Source organism: Tardiphaga robiniae (genome assembly GCF_013359755.1).
Taxonomy (GTDB): domain Bacteria; phylum Pseudomonadota; class Alphaproteobacteria; order Rhizobiales; family Xanthobacteraceae; genus Tardiphaga; species Tardiphaga robiniae.
In genome coordinates, this window is sequence record NZ_JABMCJ010000094.1 from 241,438 (window position 1) to 258,390 (window position 16,953).

The 16,953-nt window shown below is 61.1% G+C and carries 14 protein-coding genes; 9 read left to right on the forward strand and 5 right to left on the reverse strand.

Annotation, left to right across the window (positions count from 1 at the left end; translation table 11 throughout):
• Positions 1–155 precede the first annotated feature (155 nt).
• From acnA to HP556_RS27430, 3 genes are all read left to right on the forward strand, one after another.
• Positions 156–2,876: an aconitate hydratase AcnA gene (gene acnA, locus HP556_RS27420; RefSeq protein ID WP_175369275.1), complete on the forward strand. Its 2,721-nt coding sequence runs from the start codon at positions 156–158 to the stop codon at positions 2,874–2,876.
• Between the two features lie 167 nt (positions 2,877–3,043).
• Entirely contained in the window at positions 3,044–3,796 is a 753-nt protein-coding gene (locus tag HP556_RS27425; protein WP_175369276.1) for a DUF1223 domain-containing protein, read from the forward strand.
• Positions 3,797–4,232: 436 nt separating this feature from the next.
• Positions 4,233–4,607, forward strand: a complete 375-nt coding sequence (locus HP556_RS27430) for a DUF2794 domain-containing protein (protein ID WP_175369277.1) — start codon at positions 4,233–4,235, stop codon at positions 4,605–4,607.
• Positions 4,608–4,622: 15 nt separating this feature from the next.
• Here the strand turns inward: HP556_RS27430 and HP556_RS27435 are convergent, their stop codons facing one another.
• From HP556_RS27435 to HP556_RS27450, 4 genes are all read right to left on the reverse strand, one after another.
• Positions 4,623–5,147 carry a GNAT family N-acetyltransferase gene (locus HP556_RS27435; RefSeq protein WP_089263290.1) on the reverse strand — a complete coding sequence of 175 codons (525 nt, stop codon included), beginning with the start codon at positions 5,145–5,147 and terminating at the stop codon, positions 4,623–4,625.
• 82 nt (positions 5,148–5,229) lie between these two features.
• Positions 5,230–6,018 (reverse strand): Bax inhibitor-1/YccA family protein, encoded by a 789-nt coding sequence (locus HP556_RS27440; RefSeq protein WP_089263288.1) that lies wholly within the window; start codon positions 6,016–6,018, stop codon positions 5,230–5,232.
• A gap of 312 nt (positions 6,019–6,330) precedes the next feature.
• Positions 6,331–8,898, reverse strand: a complete 2,568-nt coding sequence (locus HP556_RS27445; RefSeq protein WP_175369278.1) for an ABC transporter permease — start codon at positions 8,896–8,898, stop codon at positions 6,331–6,333.
• Positions 8,899–8,902: 4 nt separating this feature from the next.
• Complete coding sequence (locus tag HP556_RS27450; protein ID WP_089263284.1) at positions 8,903–9,643, reverse strand: ABC transporter ATP-binding protein; 741 nt, start codon at positions 9,641–9,643, stop codon at positions 8,903–8,905.
• Between HP556_RS27450 and HP556_RS27455 the strand changes: the two genes are divergently transcribed.
• The 6 genes from HP556_RS27455 (at position 9,642) to sucD (ending at position 15,828) form a co-directional block, all read left to right on the forward strand.
• Entirely contained in the window at positions 9,642–10,349 is a 708-nt protein-coding gene (locus tag HP556_RS27455) for an arylesterase (protein WP_175369279.1), read from the forward strand. The two genes, HP556_RS27450 and HP556_RS27455, sit on opposite strands and share 2 nt — an antisense overlap.
• A gap of 227 nt (positions 10,350–10,576) precedes the next feature.
• Entirely contained in the window at positions 10,577–11,113 is a 537-nt protein-coding gene (gene thpR / locus HP556_RS27460; protein WP_089263280.1) for an RNA 2',3'-cyclic phosphodiesterase, read from the forward strand.
• A gap of 65 nt (positions 11,114–11,178) precedes the next feature.
• Entirely contained in the window at positions 11,179–12,363 is a 1,185-nt protein-coding gene (zapE, locus tag HP556_RS27465) for a cell division protein ZapE (RefSeq protein WP_175369280.1), read from the forward strand.
• Between the two features lie 207 nt (positions 12,364–12,570).
• Positions 12,571–13,536 carry a malate dehydrogenase gene (gene mdh / locus HP556_RS27470; RefSeq protein ID WP_175369281.1) on the forward strand — a complete coding sequence of 322 codons (966 nt, stop codon included), beginning with the start codon at positions 12,571–12,573 and terminating at the stop codon, positions 13,534–13,536.
• 206 nt (positions 13,537–13,742) lie between these two features.
• A complete protein-coding gene (gene sucC / locus HP556_RS27475; RefSeq protein ID WP_089263274.1) occupies positions 13,743–14,939 on the forward strand; it encodes an ADP-forming succinate--CoA ligase subunit beta in 1,197 nt (398 codons plus the stop codon).
• Between the two features lie 4 nt (positions 14,940–14,943).
• Complete coding sequence (gene sucD / locus HP556_RS27480; protein ID WP_093757749.1) at positions 14,944–15,828, forward strand: succinate--CoA ligase subunit alpha; 885 nt, start codon at positions 14,944–14,946, stop codon at positions 15,826–15,828.
• Between the two features lie 584 nt (positions 15,829–16,412).
• Here the strand turns inward: sucD and HP556_RS27485 are convergent.
• Positions 16,413–16,898, reverse strand: a complete 486-nt coding sequence (locus HP556_RS27485; RefSeq protein ID WP_175369282.1) for a hypothetical protein — start codon at positions 16,896–16,898, stop codon at positions 16,413–16,415.
• Between the last annotated feature and the right edge of the window lie 55 nt (positions 16,899–16,953).

Here is a 16,953-nt window from a genome sequence, read left to right on the forward strand (position 1 = left end):
ACGATTGTCGATATGGCAGCGGTTCTAGAAAGATTCTATAAGTCGGAACTTGATGCAGCACACAATCGGCGCCTGCAAGCAAACCGGCCTTCTCCGCCGACGGTGTCTCGATACCCTTTTCCGGGTATCGGTCAACTGAATTGGGACCCCTTCACATGACCTCGCTCGACAGTTTCAAGTGCCAAAAAACCCTCAAGGTGGGCGCTAAAACTTACGTGTACTACAGCCTGCCGCTCGCTGAGAAAAATGGTCTGACAGGCATTTCGAAGCTGCCCTATTCGATGAAGGTCCTGCTGGAAAACCTGCTGCGCAACGAGGACGGCCGCAGCGTCAAGAAGGAAGACATCGTTGCTTTCTCGAAATGGCTGAAGAAGCGCAAGCTTGAGCACGAAATCTCGTTCCGCCCTGCGCGCGTGCTGATGCAGGACTTCACCGGCGTCCCGGCGGTGGTCGATCTCGCTGCCATGCGTAATGCGATGCAGGCGCTGAAGGGCGATCCCAAGAAGATCAACCCGCTGGTCCCGGTCGATCTGGTCATCGACCACTCGGTGATCGTGAACTTCTTCGGTGACAACAAGGCGTTCGGCAAGAACGTCGCCGAAGAGTACAAGCAGAACAAGGAGCGCTACGAGTTCCTGAAGTGGGGCCAGAGCGCGTTCTCGAATTTCTCCGTCGTGCCGCCCGGCACCGGCATCTGCCACCAGGTCAATCTCGAATATCTCGCCCAGACCGTCTGGACGAAGAAGCAGAAGATGACGGTCGGCAAGAAGACCGGCACCTTCGAGGTCGCCTATCCGGACACGCTGGTCGGCACCGACTCGCACACCACCATGGTCAACGGCCTCGCCGTGCTCGGCTGGGGCGTCGGCGGCATCGAGGCGGAAGCCGCGATGCTAGGCCAGCCGCAGTCGATGCTGCTGCCCGACGTGGTCGGCTTCAAGCTGTCGGGCGCACTCAAGGAAGGCGTCACCGCCACCGACCTCGTGCTCACCGTCACCCAGATGCTGCGCAAGCAGGGCGTCGTCGGCAAGTTCGTGGAATTCTACGGCCCCGGCCTCGACGCCATGTCGGTCGCTGACAAGGCGACAATCGGAAATATGGCGCCGGAATATGGCGCGACCTGCGGCTTCTTCCCGGTCGATGCCGCCACCATCGACTATCTGAAAACTTCGGGCCGCAAATCGGCGCGTGTCGCACTGGTTGCCGCTTATGCCAAGGCGCAGGGCCTGTACCGCACCGCCAAGTCGCCCGATCCGGTGTTCACCGAAACGCTGAAGCTCGATCTCGGCGACGTCGTACCCTCGATGGCCGGCCCGAAGCGTCCGGAAGGCCGCGTCGCACTGCCCGCCATCGCCGAAGGCTTCTCTGCCGCGCTAACCACCGAATACAAGAAGCCGGATAACCACAACGCGCGCTTCCCCGTCGAGGGCAAGAATTTCGATGTCGGCCATGGCGACGTGGTGATCGCTGCCATCACCTCCTGCACCAATACCTCGAATCCGAGCGTGCTGATCGCCGCCGGCCTGCTGGCACGTAACGCCGTGGCCAAGGGCCTCAAGACCAAGCCGTGGGTGAAGACCTCGCTGGCGCCGGGCTCGCAGGTCGTCGCTGAATATCTCGCCAATTCCGGCTTGCAGCTCGATCTCGACAAGATCGGCTTCAATCTCGTCGGCTTCGGCTGCACCACCTGTATCGGCAATTCCGGCCCGCTGCCGCCGGAGATTTCGAAGTCGATCAACGACAACGGCATCGTTGCCGCAGCGGTTCTTTCGGGCAACCGTAACTTCGAGGGTCGCGTCTCGCCGGACGTGCAGGCAAACTATCTCGCCTCGCCGCCGCTGGTCGTCGCGCACGCACTTGCCGGTACGGTGACCAAGAATCTCGCGATCGAGCCGATCGGCGAAGGTAAAGATGGCAAGCCGGTGTTCCTGAAAGACATCTGGCCGACCACGAAGGATATCAACGCCTTCATCAAGAAGTACGTGACGTCGACGATCTTCAAGAAGAAGTACGCAAACGTGTTCGACGGCGATGCCAACTGGCGCAAGATCAAGACGGTCGAGAGCGAGACCTACAAGTGGAACATGGGTTCGACCTATGTGCAGAACCCACCCTACTTCGAAGGCATGAAGAAGGAACCGGAGCCGACCACCGACATCATCGATGCGCGCATCCTGGCTCTGTTCGGCGACAAGATCACTACCGACCACATCTCGCCTGCCGGTTCGATCAAGCTCACCTCACCCGCGGGCAAGTATCTGTCGGAGCACCAGGTGCGCCCGGCCGACTTCAACCAGTACGGCACGCGCCGCGGCAACCACGAAGTGATGATGCGCGGCACCTTTGCCAATATCCGCATCAAGAACTTCATGATGCAGGGTGCTGACGGCAACGTGCCGGAAGGCGGCATGACCAAGCACTGGCCCGATGGCGAAGCCATGTCGATCTACGACGCCGCGATGAAGTATCAGGCCGAACAAGTGCCGCTGGTCGTGTTCGGCGGTGCCGAATACGGCAACGGTTCGTCGCGCGACTGGGCTGCGAAGGGCACCCGTCTGCTCGGCGTTCGCGCCGTGATTACCGAAAGCTTCGAACGTATTCATCGATCCAATCTGGTCGGCATGGGCATTCTGCCGCTAACCTTCGAGAACGGCTCATCGTGGAAGAAACTCGGCCTCAAGGGCGACGAGAAGGTCACGATCCGCGGCCTGACCGGCGACATCAAGCCGCGCCAGCAGATGGTGGCGGAAATCGTGTCGGCCGATGGCTCACTCCACAAGGAGACGCTGCTCTGCCGCATCGATACGCTGGACGAGCTCGAATATTACCGCAATGGCGGCATCCTGCATTACGTGCTGCGTCAGCTTGCAGCCTGACGCCCATACGTGGTGTGACGTAGTGCCTCACCGCGAAGTGAGTGGCTAGTGAACAGAAGGCGGCCTATGAAGGGCCGCCTTCTGGCGTTTGAGGGCATGAACGTGTTAGCGACACCAATGTGCGACACCGTCTGTTATGTGTCTCACCTCGAGCGTGGCAAAACCTCATGAAATCCTTTGGCGGCATATCGCAGTGGACCGGCGCGCTCAGCGTGTGCGCCGCCATTGCAGCAAGCGGTAGCGCGCTGGCCCAGCCTAGGGCCGTGGTGGAGCTGTTTACCTCGCAAGGTTGCTCGTCCTGCCCGCCTGCAGACAAGATCATCGGCGACCTCGCCAAAGACCCGTCGGTGATCACATTGAGCATGCCGATCGACTACTGGGACTACCTGGGCTGGAAGGACACGCTGGCCGACTCGCGTTTCAGCGCGCGGCAGAAGGCCTATTCACAGATGCGCGGCGATCGCGACGTCTACACGCCGCAAGTCGTCGTCAACGGCGCCACTCAGGTGATCGGCAGCGATGCCGATCGTATCCAGGGCGCGATCAGCGAAACCAAGAAAGGCACCGTGATGACGGTGCCGGTGTCGATGTCGGTTTCCGGCAAACACGTCAACGTGTCCGTTGCCGCATCGAGCAATGCGCCGGATACGGCGCATGGCGAAGTCTGGATCTGTTCCGTGTCGAAGGCAGTGCCGATCACGGTCGGGCGCGGCGAGAATCGCGGCAAGCAACTGACCTACTACAATGTCGTCCGGAACTGGCTGAAGGTCGGTGACTGGACCGGCAACGCCGCCAACTGGACGCTGCCGCTGGAGAACATCTCCAGGGATGGTGTCGATGCCGCCGTCGTCTATGTGCAAGACGGCACACGCGACAAGCCCGGCGCGATGCGCGGCGCGGCCTATACGTCGCTGCAGTAAGTCTTCAGATTGATAACTTCGGCTGCTGCTGCGCTTACGCGTGGCATGCCCGCACCATTGTGAGCCCTCGGCGAAGACTGGATTGCTTCGTCGCTTCGCCTATCGCAATGACGTTTGATGGTCTCGCAAAAGCATCCACCAAAAAGAAAAGGACCAACTTGCGTTGGCCCAGTGGGGATTAACTTCCTGCGCAGGGTCCGATCCCAACGACCGCGGGGGGCTGGGGGCTGAGGAATCCGAGACCGGAAGAACCGGACCCGACGCAGTATCTTCTTGTCGCAATCCAGAAGGGCGCCCGATGGGCCAAAATTTGGCGGCAATAAGATTCACCTGACGTTCCCGTGACGGGAAATTTCTACCATCAGCCCTGCGGATCGGCCCTTGCAGAGGACCGCGGTCGGCGCGATCATGTCGACGATATGACAGGAGGCGCTGCATGAATGTGATTCCGGGAGATACTGAGCCCACCGAGAATCGCGCGGCGACGGGCCAAGCCGCCGCATCACCCGCCACCGCGCCCGTCGTCAGCTTCAATCGCCTTGAGCTCAGCCGCATCCTCAATCTGTACGGCCGTATGGTCTCAGACGGCGAGTGGCGCGATTACGCCATCGACTTTCTGCGCGACCGCGCGGTGTTCTCGGTGTTCCGCCGCTCGTCGGAAGTGCCGCTCTATCGCATCGAGAAAGATCCGCGACTGGCGCGCAAGCAGGGCATGTATAGCGTGATTTCGGCCAGCGGCATGATTCTGCGCCGCGGCCAGGAACTCGACCGCGTGCTCCTGGTGATCGATCGCAAGCTGGCGGTGGTGTAATCGATTCGCTGAGCGTCAGGGAAGCGTGCGGGCGCCGTCGCCAAGTGCGAGCTGCATCGAAACGGTATCAAGCCAGCGATCGAACTTGAACCCGACATCGGTATGCACCCCAACCATCTGAAATCCGGCATTGCGATGAACCGCGATGGAGCCGGCATTCGCGCTGTCACCGATCACGGCGACCATCTGGCGGTAGCCGCGGCTCTCGCATTCGGCGATCAGCCGCGCGAGAAGTTTGCCGCCAACGCCTCGCCGTTGGGCTTTCGGATCGAGATAAATCGAATTCTCGACGGTAAAGCGATAGGCCGGTCGCGGGCGATGCGCGCTGGCATAGGCATAGCCGACAACCCGGCCTTCCAGCACAGCCGCGAGATACGGATAGCCCCCGCTCACCATCCCCTCGAAACGCCGCGTCATCTCGGCCAAATCTGGTGGGATCAGTTCGAACGTGGCCGTGCCGAACTGCACCGCCTCGGCATAGATCGCGGTGATCGCGGGCAGATCTGCCGCCGTGGCGGGCCTGATTTCAATATCGGACATGGCGCTGAGACTATTTTTGCTCCGCCCAAAAGAAAAGCCCCGGCCTTTCGGCCGGGGCTAAGATCTTCTCTATGCTCTGAGCTTATTCGCGCTGTCCGAGCAGCTGCAGCAGCAGCGTGAACAGGTTGATGAAGTTCAAGTAGAGCGACAGGGCACCGGTGATCGCCGCACGCTCGGCGATATCGCCGCCCTGCGAGGCGTAACCGTAGATGTAGTCGTTCTTCAACCGCTGGGTATCGTAGGCAGTGAGGCCCGCGAAGATCAGCACACCGACGACCGACACGATGAACTGCAGCATCGACGAAGCGACGAAGATGTTCACGACGCTCGCGATGATGATGCCGAACAGGCCCATCAGCAGGAACGAGCCCATGCCCGTCATGTCACGCTTGGTGGTGTAGCCGTAAAGGCTCAGCGCACCGAACGAGGCAGCGGTGATGAAGAACACCCGCACGATCGACGTGTGCGTGTACACCAGGAAGATCGACGACAGCGAGATGCCCATCAGAGCCGCGAAGGCCCAGAACAGCAACTGCGCAGTAGCCGGCTTCAGCCGGTTGATGCCGAACGAGATGGCGAACACCATCACCAGCGGCGCTAGGATGAACACCCATTTCAGCGGGCTCACGAACATCGCGTAGCCGAACGGCGTCAGGTAGGAGCTGCCGATCCGGGCAGCGGCGCCCGACGGGTCGGTAGTAACGGCGGCCATGTACACGCCGAGAGCAGCCAGGCCGGTGATGGCCAGACCGATCGTCATGTAGTTGTAGATGCGCAGCATGTAGGAGCGCAGTCCGGCGTCCACGGCAGCGGCATCGCGCGCGCCGGCCCGGCCGAAGGGGGAAGCATAGTTACGGTCTAGATCCGACATGGTCGAAACCTCGATGTTGTCCGGCTGATCGCAAAGGGTTCGCGTCGCCGGTTCGAATTATATCCCAGATATCTGCGCTTCCTGACACTAAACTCGATTTCATAAAAAATCGATGTCATCTGCGCTCGATGCCTGACCCATAGGGTATGTGGTAAACTAACACATTCGCTGCAAGCTTCCACGCGTGGCGGAATGTCGCTCCAATTTGCATTCAGGCAACCGGGTAAACTTTCAGCCTGACGCAAGCTTGGCGATTTCTCAGTCATTTTGCACGAATCAGCCCGTGCAAAGGCTGCTTCGTGTCAAAACAGATCACAAATTCCGTAACACGGTGGCAGGCTTCTGGTTCAAGGCTACCAACGTACCCACCAGGCCCAAACCCACTGTGACAATTAGCGCCGCCAGCACGACGCCAGCCGCGCTGCCAGCCTGCCAGACAAAGCTCAGCGTCATCAGGCGCGTGACGATCAGCCACGCCGCCACCGAGCCGGCGATGACCCCAAACACCGCCGTGGCCAAGCCGATCATCAGATATTCGAGGGCATAGGCACCCAAAAGCCGCGCACGCGTTGCGCCGAGGGTCTTGAGAATCACGGCGTCATAGACGCGATGCCGGTGACCGGCGGCCAGCGCGCCACCGAGCACGAGGATGGCCGAGAGCAGCGTCACCGCGCTGGTACCGCGGATCGCCAGCACGAGATTTGTGACAACCGATCCCACAGTGTCGAGCGCTTCCCGGACCCGCACGGTGGTGATCATCGGGAATGCGTCGGCCACCGCCTTGACCAGACCGGCGTCCTGGGACGGATCGGACTTCGGTTCGGTCAGCGTGGCAATATGGGTATGCGGCGCACCGCGGAAGGTATTGGGCGAGAACACCAGGACGAAATTGATGCCGAGGCTCTGCCAGTCGACGGACCGCATATTGCCTATCCTGGCGGTGATATCGCGGCCGAGCACGTTGACGGTGACCTCGTCGCCCAGTTTGAGCCCGAGCCCGTCGGCCAGCTTCTTCTCGAACGACACCAGTGGCGGGCCGCTATAGTCGGGCGCCCACCATTCGCCCTCGACCAGCTTGGAGCCACGCGGAACCTCGTTGGTGTAACTGAGGCCGCGGTCGCTCTGCAGTACCCATTCGGCATCGGATGACGGCTTGAGGTCTTCTGCCTTGACGCCGCGCGCGGCGACGATCCGGCCGCGCAGCATCGGCACATCCTCGACGGTCGACTGCGGCTGCTTCTCCCTGAGAAACGCGCTGAAGCGGTCGGCCTCGGTGGAGGGAATGTCGATGAAATAGAACGACGGCGCCTTCTCCGGCAGCGCTGCCATGAACTGCCGGCGCAGATTGCCGTCGATCTGGGTGACGGTCACCAGCACGGTCAGGCCGAGCCCGAGCGACATCACCACCGACGGCGTCAGCGCGCCCGGCCGGTAGATATTGGCAATAGCCAGCCGCAGCATGGTCATGCTCGGCCGCGGTAATTTGCGCGCAAAAGCCATCAATGCGCCGGCGATACCGCGCAGCAAGGCGAACACGACCATCGACGACACCACAAATACGGCAGCGACACGTTTGTCGTAAGCGAGCCCGACCACCACCGCGATCAGTAGCCCGACCACGAGTGCCATCCAGAGCATATAGCGCAGCTTCGGCCGGTGCGATTCCGTCAGTGCCGCATCACGAAACAGCGCCGCAACCGGCACGTCGTGTACGCGCGCCAAGGGCCATAGGCCGAAGGCCAGCGCCGTCAGCAGCCCGTACAGCAACGACAATGCCAGCTCACCGAGATGAAGCGCCGGCACCACCGGCAGCGGCAGCAGCTTGCCGAACAGGCCGACAATGGCAAACGGCAAGGACGCACCGACCACCATACCGATCAGCGAGCCGATCACCGCCAGCACCAGTACCTGGGTGAGGTAGATCGCGAATACGTCGCGGCCAGTCGCGCCAAGCGCTTTCAACGACGCGATGACATCGCGGCGGCGATCAATATGGCTCTTCACGGCATTGGCGACGCCGACGCCGCCGACCAGCAGGGACGCGAGGCCGACCAATGTCAGGAACTGGGTGAATCGCGTGATGGTACGCTCAAGCTGCGGCGACGCGTTGTCGCGCGAACGGATTTCCCAGCCGGCTTGCGGCAATTGGGCACGCGCATCGTCAGCCAGCGCCTTGGCAGCGCGATCGCCGGAAACGGTGTCCGGCAGGCGAACACGATAGATCCAGCGCACCAGACTGCCGGGCTGCAGAAGCTTGGTGGCGCGCAGAGCGTCCTCACTGGTGAGGAAACGCGGCGCGAACCCGACACCGCCAGCGAGTTTGTCGGGCTCCGCTGAAATTTCGCTGCGAAGCTCGAACGTCGCATGACCGACCGTGAGGCGGTCACCAACCTTGAGGCCTAGCCGGGCCATCAATGTCGTATCCGTCGCGGCGCCATAGGCCCCGTCACGTTCGGCGAGCAGATCGCTCATCGGCATGTCCGGCGCCAGGGTCGCCTTGCCGAGCAAGGGATAGCTGCCATCGACGGCCTTGATCTCAACAAGCGCAAGATTGCCGTCCGGCGCGCGCGCCATGCCGCGCAGCGTTGCGGCAACCGACACCGCACCGCGTGCGCGCAAGAAGGCGAGTTCTTCCGGCTTGGCCTCACGCTGCATCAGCGAGAATGCCACGTCGCCGCCGAGCAGCGTACGGCCTTCGCGCGCCACGCCCTCGCCCAAACTTGCCGCGACCGAGCCAACGCCTGCGATGGCCATGACGCCCAGCGCGATGCAGGCGATGAAAACGTAGAAGCCGCGCAGGCCGCTGCGCATCTCGCGGAAAGCGTAACGCAACGCCAGCGACGGGCCTCGGCTGTTAGGAATGGTCTCGGTGATGGTCATCGGATCAGGCCGTCTCGACCCAGTTGCGCTCGGTGGCGGGCCCATCGATCCGGCCGGAACGTAATCGCACCACGCGGTCGCAGCGATGCGCCAGCGTATTGTCGTGAGTCACCAGCACCAGCGTCATGCCGCGCTGCGCGTGCTGCGCGAACAAGAGATCGACGATCTGGCCGCCGGTGGATTCGTCGAGATTGCCGGTCGGCTCGTCGGCGACCAGGATCGCAGGATCCGGCGCCAATGCGCGCGCCAGCGCGACGCGCTGCTGCTCGCCACCGGAAAGCTGGGTCGGATAGTGATGCAGACGGGCGCCGAGACCGACCGCTTCCAGCTCGCGCGCCGCACGGCCGGCTGGGTCGGGATGACCTGCCAGCTCCAGCGGTACCGCGACATTCTCCAGCGCCGTCATGGTCGGGATCAGGTGAAAGGACTGGAAGACGATGCCGACATGACGGCCACGAAACCGCGCCAATCCGTCCTCATCGAGATCATTGAAAGAGGTGCCATTGACCACCACCTGACCGGAGTCAGGACGCTCCAGCCCCGCCATCACCATCAGCAGCGTGGACTTGCCGGAGCCCGACGGGCCAATCAGCCCGATCGCTTCACCCGATCCGACGCGCAGGCTGATATCCTTGAGGATATGCACACGCGCGGCGCCGGTGCCGAGCGAGAGGTTGATGTTAGAGATTGAAATGGTGTCCGGCGAAACGCCGGCCGATGATGAGGCTTCAATGAAAGTATCCATGCGAGCTTCATATGGCACTTCGTTTGCGGCGGTCGAGGGGCTGCTGCGCACGTTTATGTGGCTGGTCGTCGCCGGGCTGACGGTCGCACTTCCGATCCCCACCGCTACGGCGCAGACGGCCGCCACCGGCACGGCCAAGCCCGTCAAACTGGTCGTGCTGGGGGACTCCCTGAGCGCAGGTTATGGCCTGCCGGCGGCAGCCGCGTTTCCGGTCCGGCTACAAAAGGCCCTGAAGGACAAGGGGATAGAGGTCGAGATGATCAATGCGGGTGTATCCGGGGATACCGCCTCGGGCGGCCTCGGGCGGCTCGACTGGTCGGTGCCCGAGGGGACGCAGGGCGTGATCGTCGAACTCGGCGCCAACGACGCGCTGCGCGGCACCGATCCGAAGGTCCCGCGTGCGGCGCTCACCGAGATTCTGACGCGGCTGAAGGCCCGCAACATCGCCGTGCTTCTCTGCGGCATGGTGGCACCGCCGAACTACGGCGCCGACTATGCGGAAAAGTTCAATTCGATCTATCCGGATCTCGCCAAGCAATTTGGCGTGCCGCTCTATTCGTTCTTTCTCGAAGGCGTCGCCGGTGACAGTAAACTCAACCAGGCCGACGCGATGCATCCGACAGCGGATGGCGTCGACATCGTCGTGAAAAACATCCTGCCCAGCGTCGAGGCATTTGTCGGCACGATCGCTGGGCAACGCAGTTGAGAAACAGGCAGCCTCAACCTTAATGACGGTTTTTCACGGAACCTTCATGCACCGAGCGCGGCATCTGCTTCGCAGAGTCACAGAAGTCGGGTAAAAAAAGACATCGGTGATTCGTCACCGGCTCGTTTGTTCGGGCATGATTTTCGCCGAGGGGTGCGGGCGTGCGTAAGCACACCGTAGTCAGCACCTTTCGGCGAAAATCGCGCCCCGGCAAAGAGGAGCTGACTATGCCGCGTTTGTTCGCCGGACTGGAGATACCAGCCGAGATCGGCCAGACATTGGCCAATTTGCGTGGCGGCCTGCCAGGCGCACGCTGGATCGATCCCGAAAATTATCATGTCACGCTTCGCTTCATCGGCGATATCGATGGCGTTTCCGCCAACGAAATCGCCGATCTGATGTCACGCGTGGAGCGCAGACCCTTCGAGGTCGCGGTGCGTGGCCTTTCGAGCTTCGGCGGCAAGAAACCCCGCGCTGTCGTCGCTGCGGTCGAGCCGAGCCGTCCGCTGCTTGAACTGCAATCCGAACTGGAACGGCTGGTGCGCCGCTGCGGGCTCGAGCCCGAGGGCCGCAAATTCACGCCGCATGTCACGCTGGCCCGGCTGCGCGATTCCTGCGACCGCGACGTCGCCGACTATCTTTCGGTGCGGGGCTACTTCCCGACGAAGATCTTCACCGCCTCGCGCTTCGTGTTGTTCTCGTCGCGGGCATCCACGGGCGGCGGCCCTTATCTGGTCGAGGATTCCTACGCGCTCTGCGCATGAGCGCATATCCGCTTCGACCAATTCGCATCTTGCATTTTCCGGGCGTATGGGGCCGTTAGGGCCCCATGTCGTCCAGCCCTCCGCAATCCTTCCGCGAACAATATCAAGCCCTCGTAGCCTCCGGCGCCATCGAGGCTGACCCGGCGCAGGCCGGCGCCGTCGAGGCCATCGTGGCGCTCGACGTTGCGCTGTCCACTTATAAGCCACCGCGCAAGCAGGGCTTCTTTGGACGCCTGTTCGGCGACAAGGATATGCAACCGCCGCGCGGTCTCTACGTCCATGGCGAGGTCGGCCGCGGCAAGACCATGCTGATGGACCTGTTCTTCGAAGCCAGCGCGGTCACGCACAAGCGTCGCGCTCATTTCCATGAGTTCATGGCCGACACCCATGAGCGCATCTATAATTTTCGCCAGAAAATCGCGAGCGGCGAGCTCCCCGACGGCGATGTCATCGCGCTGACGGCGAATTCGATCTTCGACGAAGCCTGGCTCCTCTGCTTCGACGAATTTCACGTCACCGATATCGCCGATGCGATGATCCTCGGCCGACTATTCGCACGGCTGTTCGAACTCGGCACCGTCGTCTTCGCGACGTCCAATGTCGAACCCGTCAATCTTTACAAAGGCGGCCTCAACCGCGCGCTGTTTTTGCCGTTCATCAAACAGATCGAAGATCATATGGAAGTGCGCAAACTGGATTCGCGCACAGACTATCGATTGGAAAAGCTGGCCGGCGTAAAGAGCTGGCTGGTGCCGGACGATGATGCAGCAAAGGCCGCGCTCGACAAGGCCTGGGCAAAGCTCACGGGCGGCGCACCGGCAAGGTCGCGTGATATCTCGATCAAGGGCCGCACGCTGCGTGTTCCCCTGGAAGCGCAGGGCGTGGCCCGGTTTTCATTTGGCGACCTCTGCGAGAAGCCGCTTGGCGCGTCAGACTATCTGAAACTGGCGCACGACTATCACACGCTGTTCATCGAACATATTCCGATGATGGACTACGGCGACCGCAACGCCGCCAAACGCTTCATCACACTCATCGACACGCTCTATGACAATGCCGTGAAGCTGATGGCCTCGGCGGCCGGCGAACCGCACGCGCTGTATCAGGCCAGCGAAGGTTTCGAGGCAATGGAATTCGCGCGGACCGCGTCGCGGCTGTTCGAGATGGGTTCAGAAACATATCTGGCCCTGCCCCATGGCCGCAGCGATTCCACGGCGTCAGGCGCCACCACGGGCCTGGTCGAAACCTGACGCGCGCGATCAGATCGATATCAAAGCGGAATCGGTACTTTCACGAGCGATTCCAATTTCCAGTTCACTCATAATAATTTGCATTGCAGGCCGGCGCTCGACAATTGGGCAGGCTCCGACTTGAACGGTGTCCGCGAAAGGGATAACCAGCCTGTCAGCATTTCCTGCTCCCTCCCTACCCCTTCGGGCTTAAAGGATAGATTTCCCATGGCGCGTAACAAAATCGCATTGATTGGTTCTGGTCAGATCGGCGGAACACTTGCTCACCTCGTCGGCCTGAAAGAACTCGGCGACGTCGTGATGTTCGACATTGCGGAAGGTGTGCCGCAGGGCAAATCGCTCGATCTCGCGCAATCCTCGCCGGTTGACGGCTTCGACGCCAAGCTGACCGGCGCCAACTCCTATGAGGCGATCGAAAGTTCGGACGTCATCATCGTCACCGCCGGCGTGCCGCGCAAGCCGGGCATGAGCCGCGACGACTTGCTCTCGATCAACCTCAAGGTGATGGAGCAGGTTGGCGCAGGCATCAAGAAGTACGCCCCGAACGCCTTCGTCATCTGCATCACCAACCCGCTCGACGCGATGGTCTGGGCGCTGCAGAAGGCCTGCGGCCTGCCGGCGAACAAGGTCGTCGGCATGGCCGGCGTGCTGGACTCGGCGCGCTTTCGCTACTTCCTGGCCGATGAATTCAATGTGTCGGTTGAAGACGTCACCGCTTTCGTGCTCGGTGGCCACGGCGACACCATGGTTCCGCTGGTCAAGTATTCGACCGTTGCCGGCATCCCGCTGCCCGACCTCGTGAAGATGGGCTGGACCTCGCAGGCCCGCATCGACGAAATCGTCGACCGCACCCGCAATGGCGGCGCCGAGATCGTCAACCTGCTCAAGACCGGTTCGGCCTTCTACGCTCCGGCCGCGTCGGCCATCGCGATGGCTGAGAGCTATCTCAAGGACAAGAAGCGCGTTCTGCCCTGCGCCGTTCACCTGAACGGTGAATACGGCGTCAAGGACATGTATGTCGGCGTTCCCGTTGTCATCGGCGCCAAGGGTGTCGAGCGCATCGTCGAGATCGAACTCCTCGGCAAGGACAAGGAAGGCTTCGACAAGTCGGTAGCTTCGGTGGTCGGCCTGATGGACGCCTGCAAGAAGATCGCACCCGACCTGCTCGGCTAAGATCAAGCTCACTTCACCGGCACCCTCTGGGTGCCGGTTTTGCATTTGACGACGTTGGCAAACACTGCAACGAACCCCTCAGCCAATTCGTCCGTCACGCGGAATTATCGTCGGCTTTGACTTGCAGCATGCTTGGTATACGGTATGCCAGTTCAAAGAAAATGACGTGAATTCCAAGTTCACCATCCGGGGTTCGGGAGCAACTTATGAATATCCATGAATATCAGGCGAAGGCCGTGCTGAAGGAATTCGGCGTGCCCGTTTCCAAAGGCGTGCCCATCCTCAAGGCCGAGGAAGCGGAAGCTGCCGCCAAGCAGCTCGGCGGTCCGTTGTGGGTGGTGAAGAGCCAGATCCACGCCGGCGGCCGCGGCAAGGGCAAGTTCAAGGAAGCATCGGCCGGCGACAAGGGCGGCGTCCGCCTCGCCAAGTCGATCGACGAGACCAAGCAGTTCGTCAAGGAAATGCTCGGCGCGACCCTCGTGACCGAACAGACCGGCCCCGCGGGCAAGCAGGTCAACCGGATCTATCTGGAAGACGGCTCGGACATCGAAAAGGAATTCTACCTCTCGCTGCTCGTCGACCGTGAAACCTCGCGCGTTGCTTTCGTCGTCTCGACCGAAGGCGGCATGAACATCGAGGAAGTCGCGCATAACACCCCGGACAAGATCGTGACCTTCTCGGTCGATCCGGCCACCGGCGTGATGGGCCACCACGGCCGCACCGTGGCTCAGGCGCTGGGCCTCAAGGGCGATCTCGCCAAGCAGGCCGAGAAGCTGGTGTCGCAGCTCTACACCGCATTCATCGCCAAGGACATGGACATGCTGGAGATCAATCCGCTGATTATCTCCAAGCAGGGCGAGCTGAAGTGCCTCGATGCCAAGATGTCGTTCGACTCGAACGCGCTGTATCGTCACCCGGAAATCGTCGCGCTGCGCGACACGACCGAAGAAGACGCCAAGGAAATCGAGGCGTCGAAATATGACCTCGCTTACATCGCGCTCGACGGCACCATCGGCTGCATGGTCAACGGCGCCGGCCTCGCAATGGCTACGCTCGACATCATCAAGCTCTATGGCGAAAGCCCGGCCAACTTCCTCGACGTCGGTGGCGGCGCTTCCGAGGAGAAGGTGACCGCAGCGTTCAAGATCATCACTGCCGATCCGAACGTGAAGGGCATCCTGGTCAACATCTTCGGTGGCATCATGAAGTGCGATGTCATCGCTGCCGGCGTGGTTGCCGCAGTGAAGGCTGTCGGCCTCCAGGTGCCACTGGTTGTCCGCCTCGAAGGTACCAATGTCGAGGAAGGCAAGAAGATCATCCGTGAATCCGGTCTCAACGTTCTGCCCGCCGACGATCTCGACGACGCCGCTCAGAAGATCGTCAACGCCGTGAAGGGAAAGTAAGCCGATGTCCGTCCTGATCGACAAGAATACCAAGGTCATCTGCCAGGGCTTTACCGGCAAGAACGGCACCTTCCACTCCGAACAGGCGATTGCCTACGGCACCAAGATGGTCGGCGGCACTTCGCCGGGCAAAGGTGGCTCGACGCATATCGGCCTGCCGGTGTTCGACACCGTGGCCGAAGCCCGCGACAAGACCGGCGCCGATGCGTCGGTGATCTATGTGCCGCCGCCGGGCGCAGCAGACGCGATCTGCGAAGCCATCGACGCGGAAATCCCGCTGATCGTCTGCATCACCGAGGGCATTCCGGTGCTCGACATGGTGCGCGTGAAGCGTTCGCTGTCCGGCTCCAAGTCGCGCCTCATCGGGCCGAACTGCCCGGGCGTCGTCACCGCTGGTGAGTCGAAGATCGGCATCATGCCGGCCAACATCTTCAAGCCCGGCAGCGTCGGCATCCTGTCGCGCTCCGGCACGCTGACCTATGAAGCCGTGTTCCAGACCACCCAGGCTGGCCTCGGCCAGAGCTCGGCGGTCGGCATCGGCGGCGATCCGGTCAAGGGCACCGAATTCATCGACGTGCTCGAGATGTTCCTGGCCGACCCCAAGACCACCTCGATCATCATGATCGGCGAAATCGGCGGTTCGGCGGAAGAGGACGCGGCACAGTTCATCAAGGACGAAGCCAAGCGCGGCCGCAAGAAGCCGATGGTCGGCTTCATCGGCGGCGTCACCGCACCTCCCGGCCGTCGCATGGGCCATGCCGGCGCCATCGTCTCGGGCGGCAAGGGCGACGCCCAGTCGAAGATCGCAGCCATGGAAGCCGCCGGCATCCGCGTCTCGCCGTCGCCGGCACGCCTCGGCACCACGCTGGTGGATGTGCTGAAGGGCTAAGGTTAGCTCGACAGGGATGAGAAATAAGAAAGGCCCGCTCGTGAGAGTGGGCCTTTTGCTTTCGGGACGCTTGATATCAACTGGGTAGGGAAACGACTGGTGTCCAGGAAAGGATTGCGATGGCGGAATTTAACTACTTGAAAAATATAAGCTTTTCTAGATCATTCCGCAAGATGTTTACCAGACACGTTACGCAGACTTACGAGCGCCCGATGAGTTGATCGAACGCGCGTCCAGAGGACCATAAGGAGATCGCTGACGCCCTTCGGAAGAAGCGTCGAACCAATTGGGTAGTCTCTTATGATGACGTTCCAGAAATCCGCTCTGCTTATTCCACCTTCGACCCTATCACCTACCTTTTGAATTACAGTGCCGGTGAAAAATCTGAAGGACCTGAAGTCATCTTCCTCAGCGATAGTCTCGCTGCTCCAACTGTAACAGGTTTTAGCAACCACCACGTCCGACGGCCCATTGCGAAGAAGCGCCCCGCACCGGCCAAGAAATCACTCGTCAAGACTGCCCGGAAGAAAGCTTAAAGCCTCGCCGCCTCGCGCTGATTGCCGGGACAACGACAGATTGCGCTATCAATCGCGGCAGGCCTTATTCGCCGAGCCGATGTCACCCGAATAAGACCTCGTGAGAATGACCCTTTCGCTGCTCTCAGCAAATCCGATTTCAACGGAGCCGCCTGCTTGAGTGCAGACCAGCGCGACACTTCGTTCGTTTATATTTTGAAGAGCCAATGGTGGGCCACAGTCACGAAAGACAGAGCGCATGGCCTCCTTGCCGTCAGGAAGTGTCTTGCGGATGGATAGGTGAATAAGTTCTCCGCAGATGGACCACACCTCAAGCGAGGCCTGATCGAACATTTTGCAAGAGTGAATATCGATTGTCGTGCCTGGCTGTCTACGAGCGGTCGGGCTAGCGGCGCAAACCGTCTTCATTGTCGCAATGGCTTCATTGATCGGAGCATTTGGATGAAATCCATAAGCCCTCCATTCGGCCTCTTTTGCAGAGGCTGCACTGATCATCATTAGACATAGAACTGCGACGTATTTCAGATTTTTCATTGCGATTCTTATAGATGGACTCTCGCAAACTATTAGTGACGCGATCGCCAGCAAT

Bases quoted from the DNA above. Each gene is read 5' to 3' on its own strand.
- mdh (WP_175369281.1), top strand. From the start codon at position 12,571: ATGGCGCGTAACAAAATCGCATTGATTGGTTCTGGTCAGATCGGCGGA.
- acnA (WP_175369275.1), top strand. From the start codon at position 156: ATGACCTCGCTCGACAGTTTCAAGTGCCAAAAAACCCTCAAGGTGGGC.
- zapE (WP_175369280.1), top strand. From the start codon at position 11,179: ATGTCGTCCAGCCCTCCGCAATCCTTCCGCGAACAATATCAAGCCCTC.
- HP556_RS27440 (WP_089263288.1), bottom strand. From the start codon at position 6,018: ATGTCGGATCTAGACCGTAACTATGCTTCCCCCTTCGGCCGGGCCGGC.
- sucC (WP_089263274.1), top strand. From the start codon at position 13,743: ATGAATATCCATGAATATCAGGCGAAGGCCGTGCTGAAGGAATTCGGC.
- thpR (WP_089263280.1), top strand. From the start codon at position 10,577: ATGCCGCGTTTGTTCGCCGGACTGGAGATACCAGCCGAGATCGGCCAG.
- HP556_RS27450 (WP_089263284.1), bottom strand. From the start codon at position 9,643: ATGGATACTTTCATTGAAGCCTCATCATCGGCCGGCGTTTCGCCGGAC.
- HP556_RS27455 (WP_175369279.1), top strand. From the start codon at position 9,642: ATGCGAGCTTCATATGGCACTTCGTTTGCGGCGGTCGAGGGGCTGCTG.
- HP556_RS27485 (WP_175369282.1), bottom strand. From the start codon at position 16,898: ATGAAAAATCTGAAATACGTCGCAGTTCTATGTCTAATGATGATCAGT.
- HP556_RS27430 (WP_175369277.1), top strand. From the start codon at position 4,233: ATGAATGTGATTCCGGGAGATACTGAGCCCACCGAGAATCGCGCGGCG.
- HP556_RS27445 (WP_175369278.1), bottom strand. From the start codon at position 8,898: ATGACCATCACCGAGACCATTCCTAACAGCCGAGGCCCGTCGCTGGCG.
- HP556_RS27425 (WP_175369276.1), top strand. From the start codon at position 3,044: ATGAAATCCTTTGGCGGCATATCGCAGTGGACCGGCGCGCTCAGCGTG.
- HP556_RS27435 (WP_089263290.1), bottom strand. From the start codon at position 5,147: ATGTCCGATATTGAAATCAGGCCCGCCACGGCGGCAGATCTGCCCGCG.
- sucD (WP_093757749.1), top strand. From the start codon at position 14,944: ATGTCCGTCCTGATCGACAAGAATACCAAGGTCATCTGCCAGGGCTTT.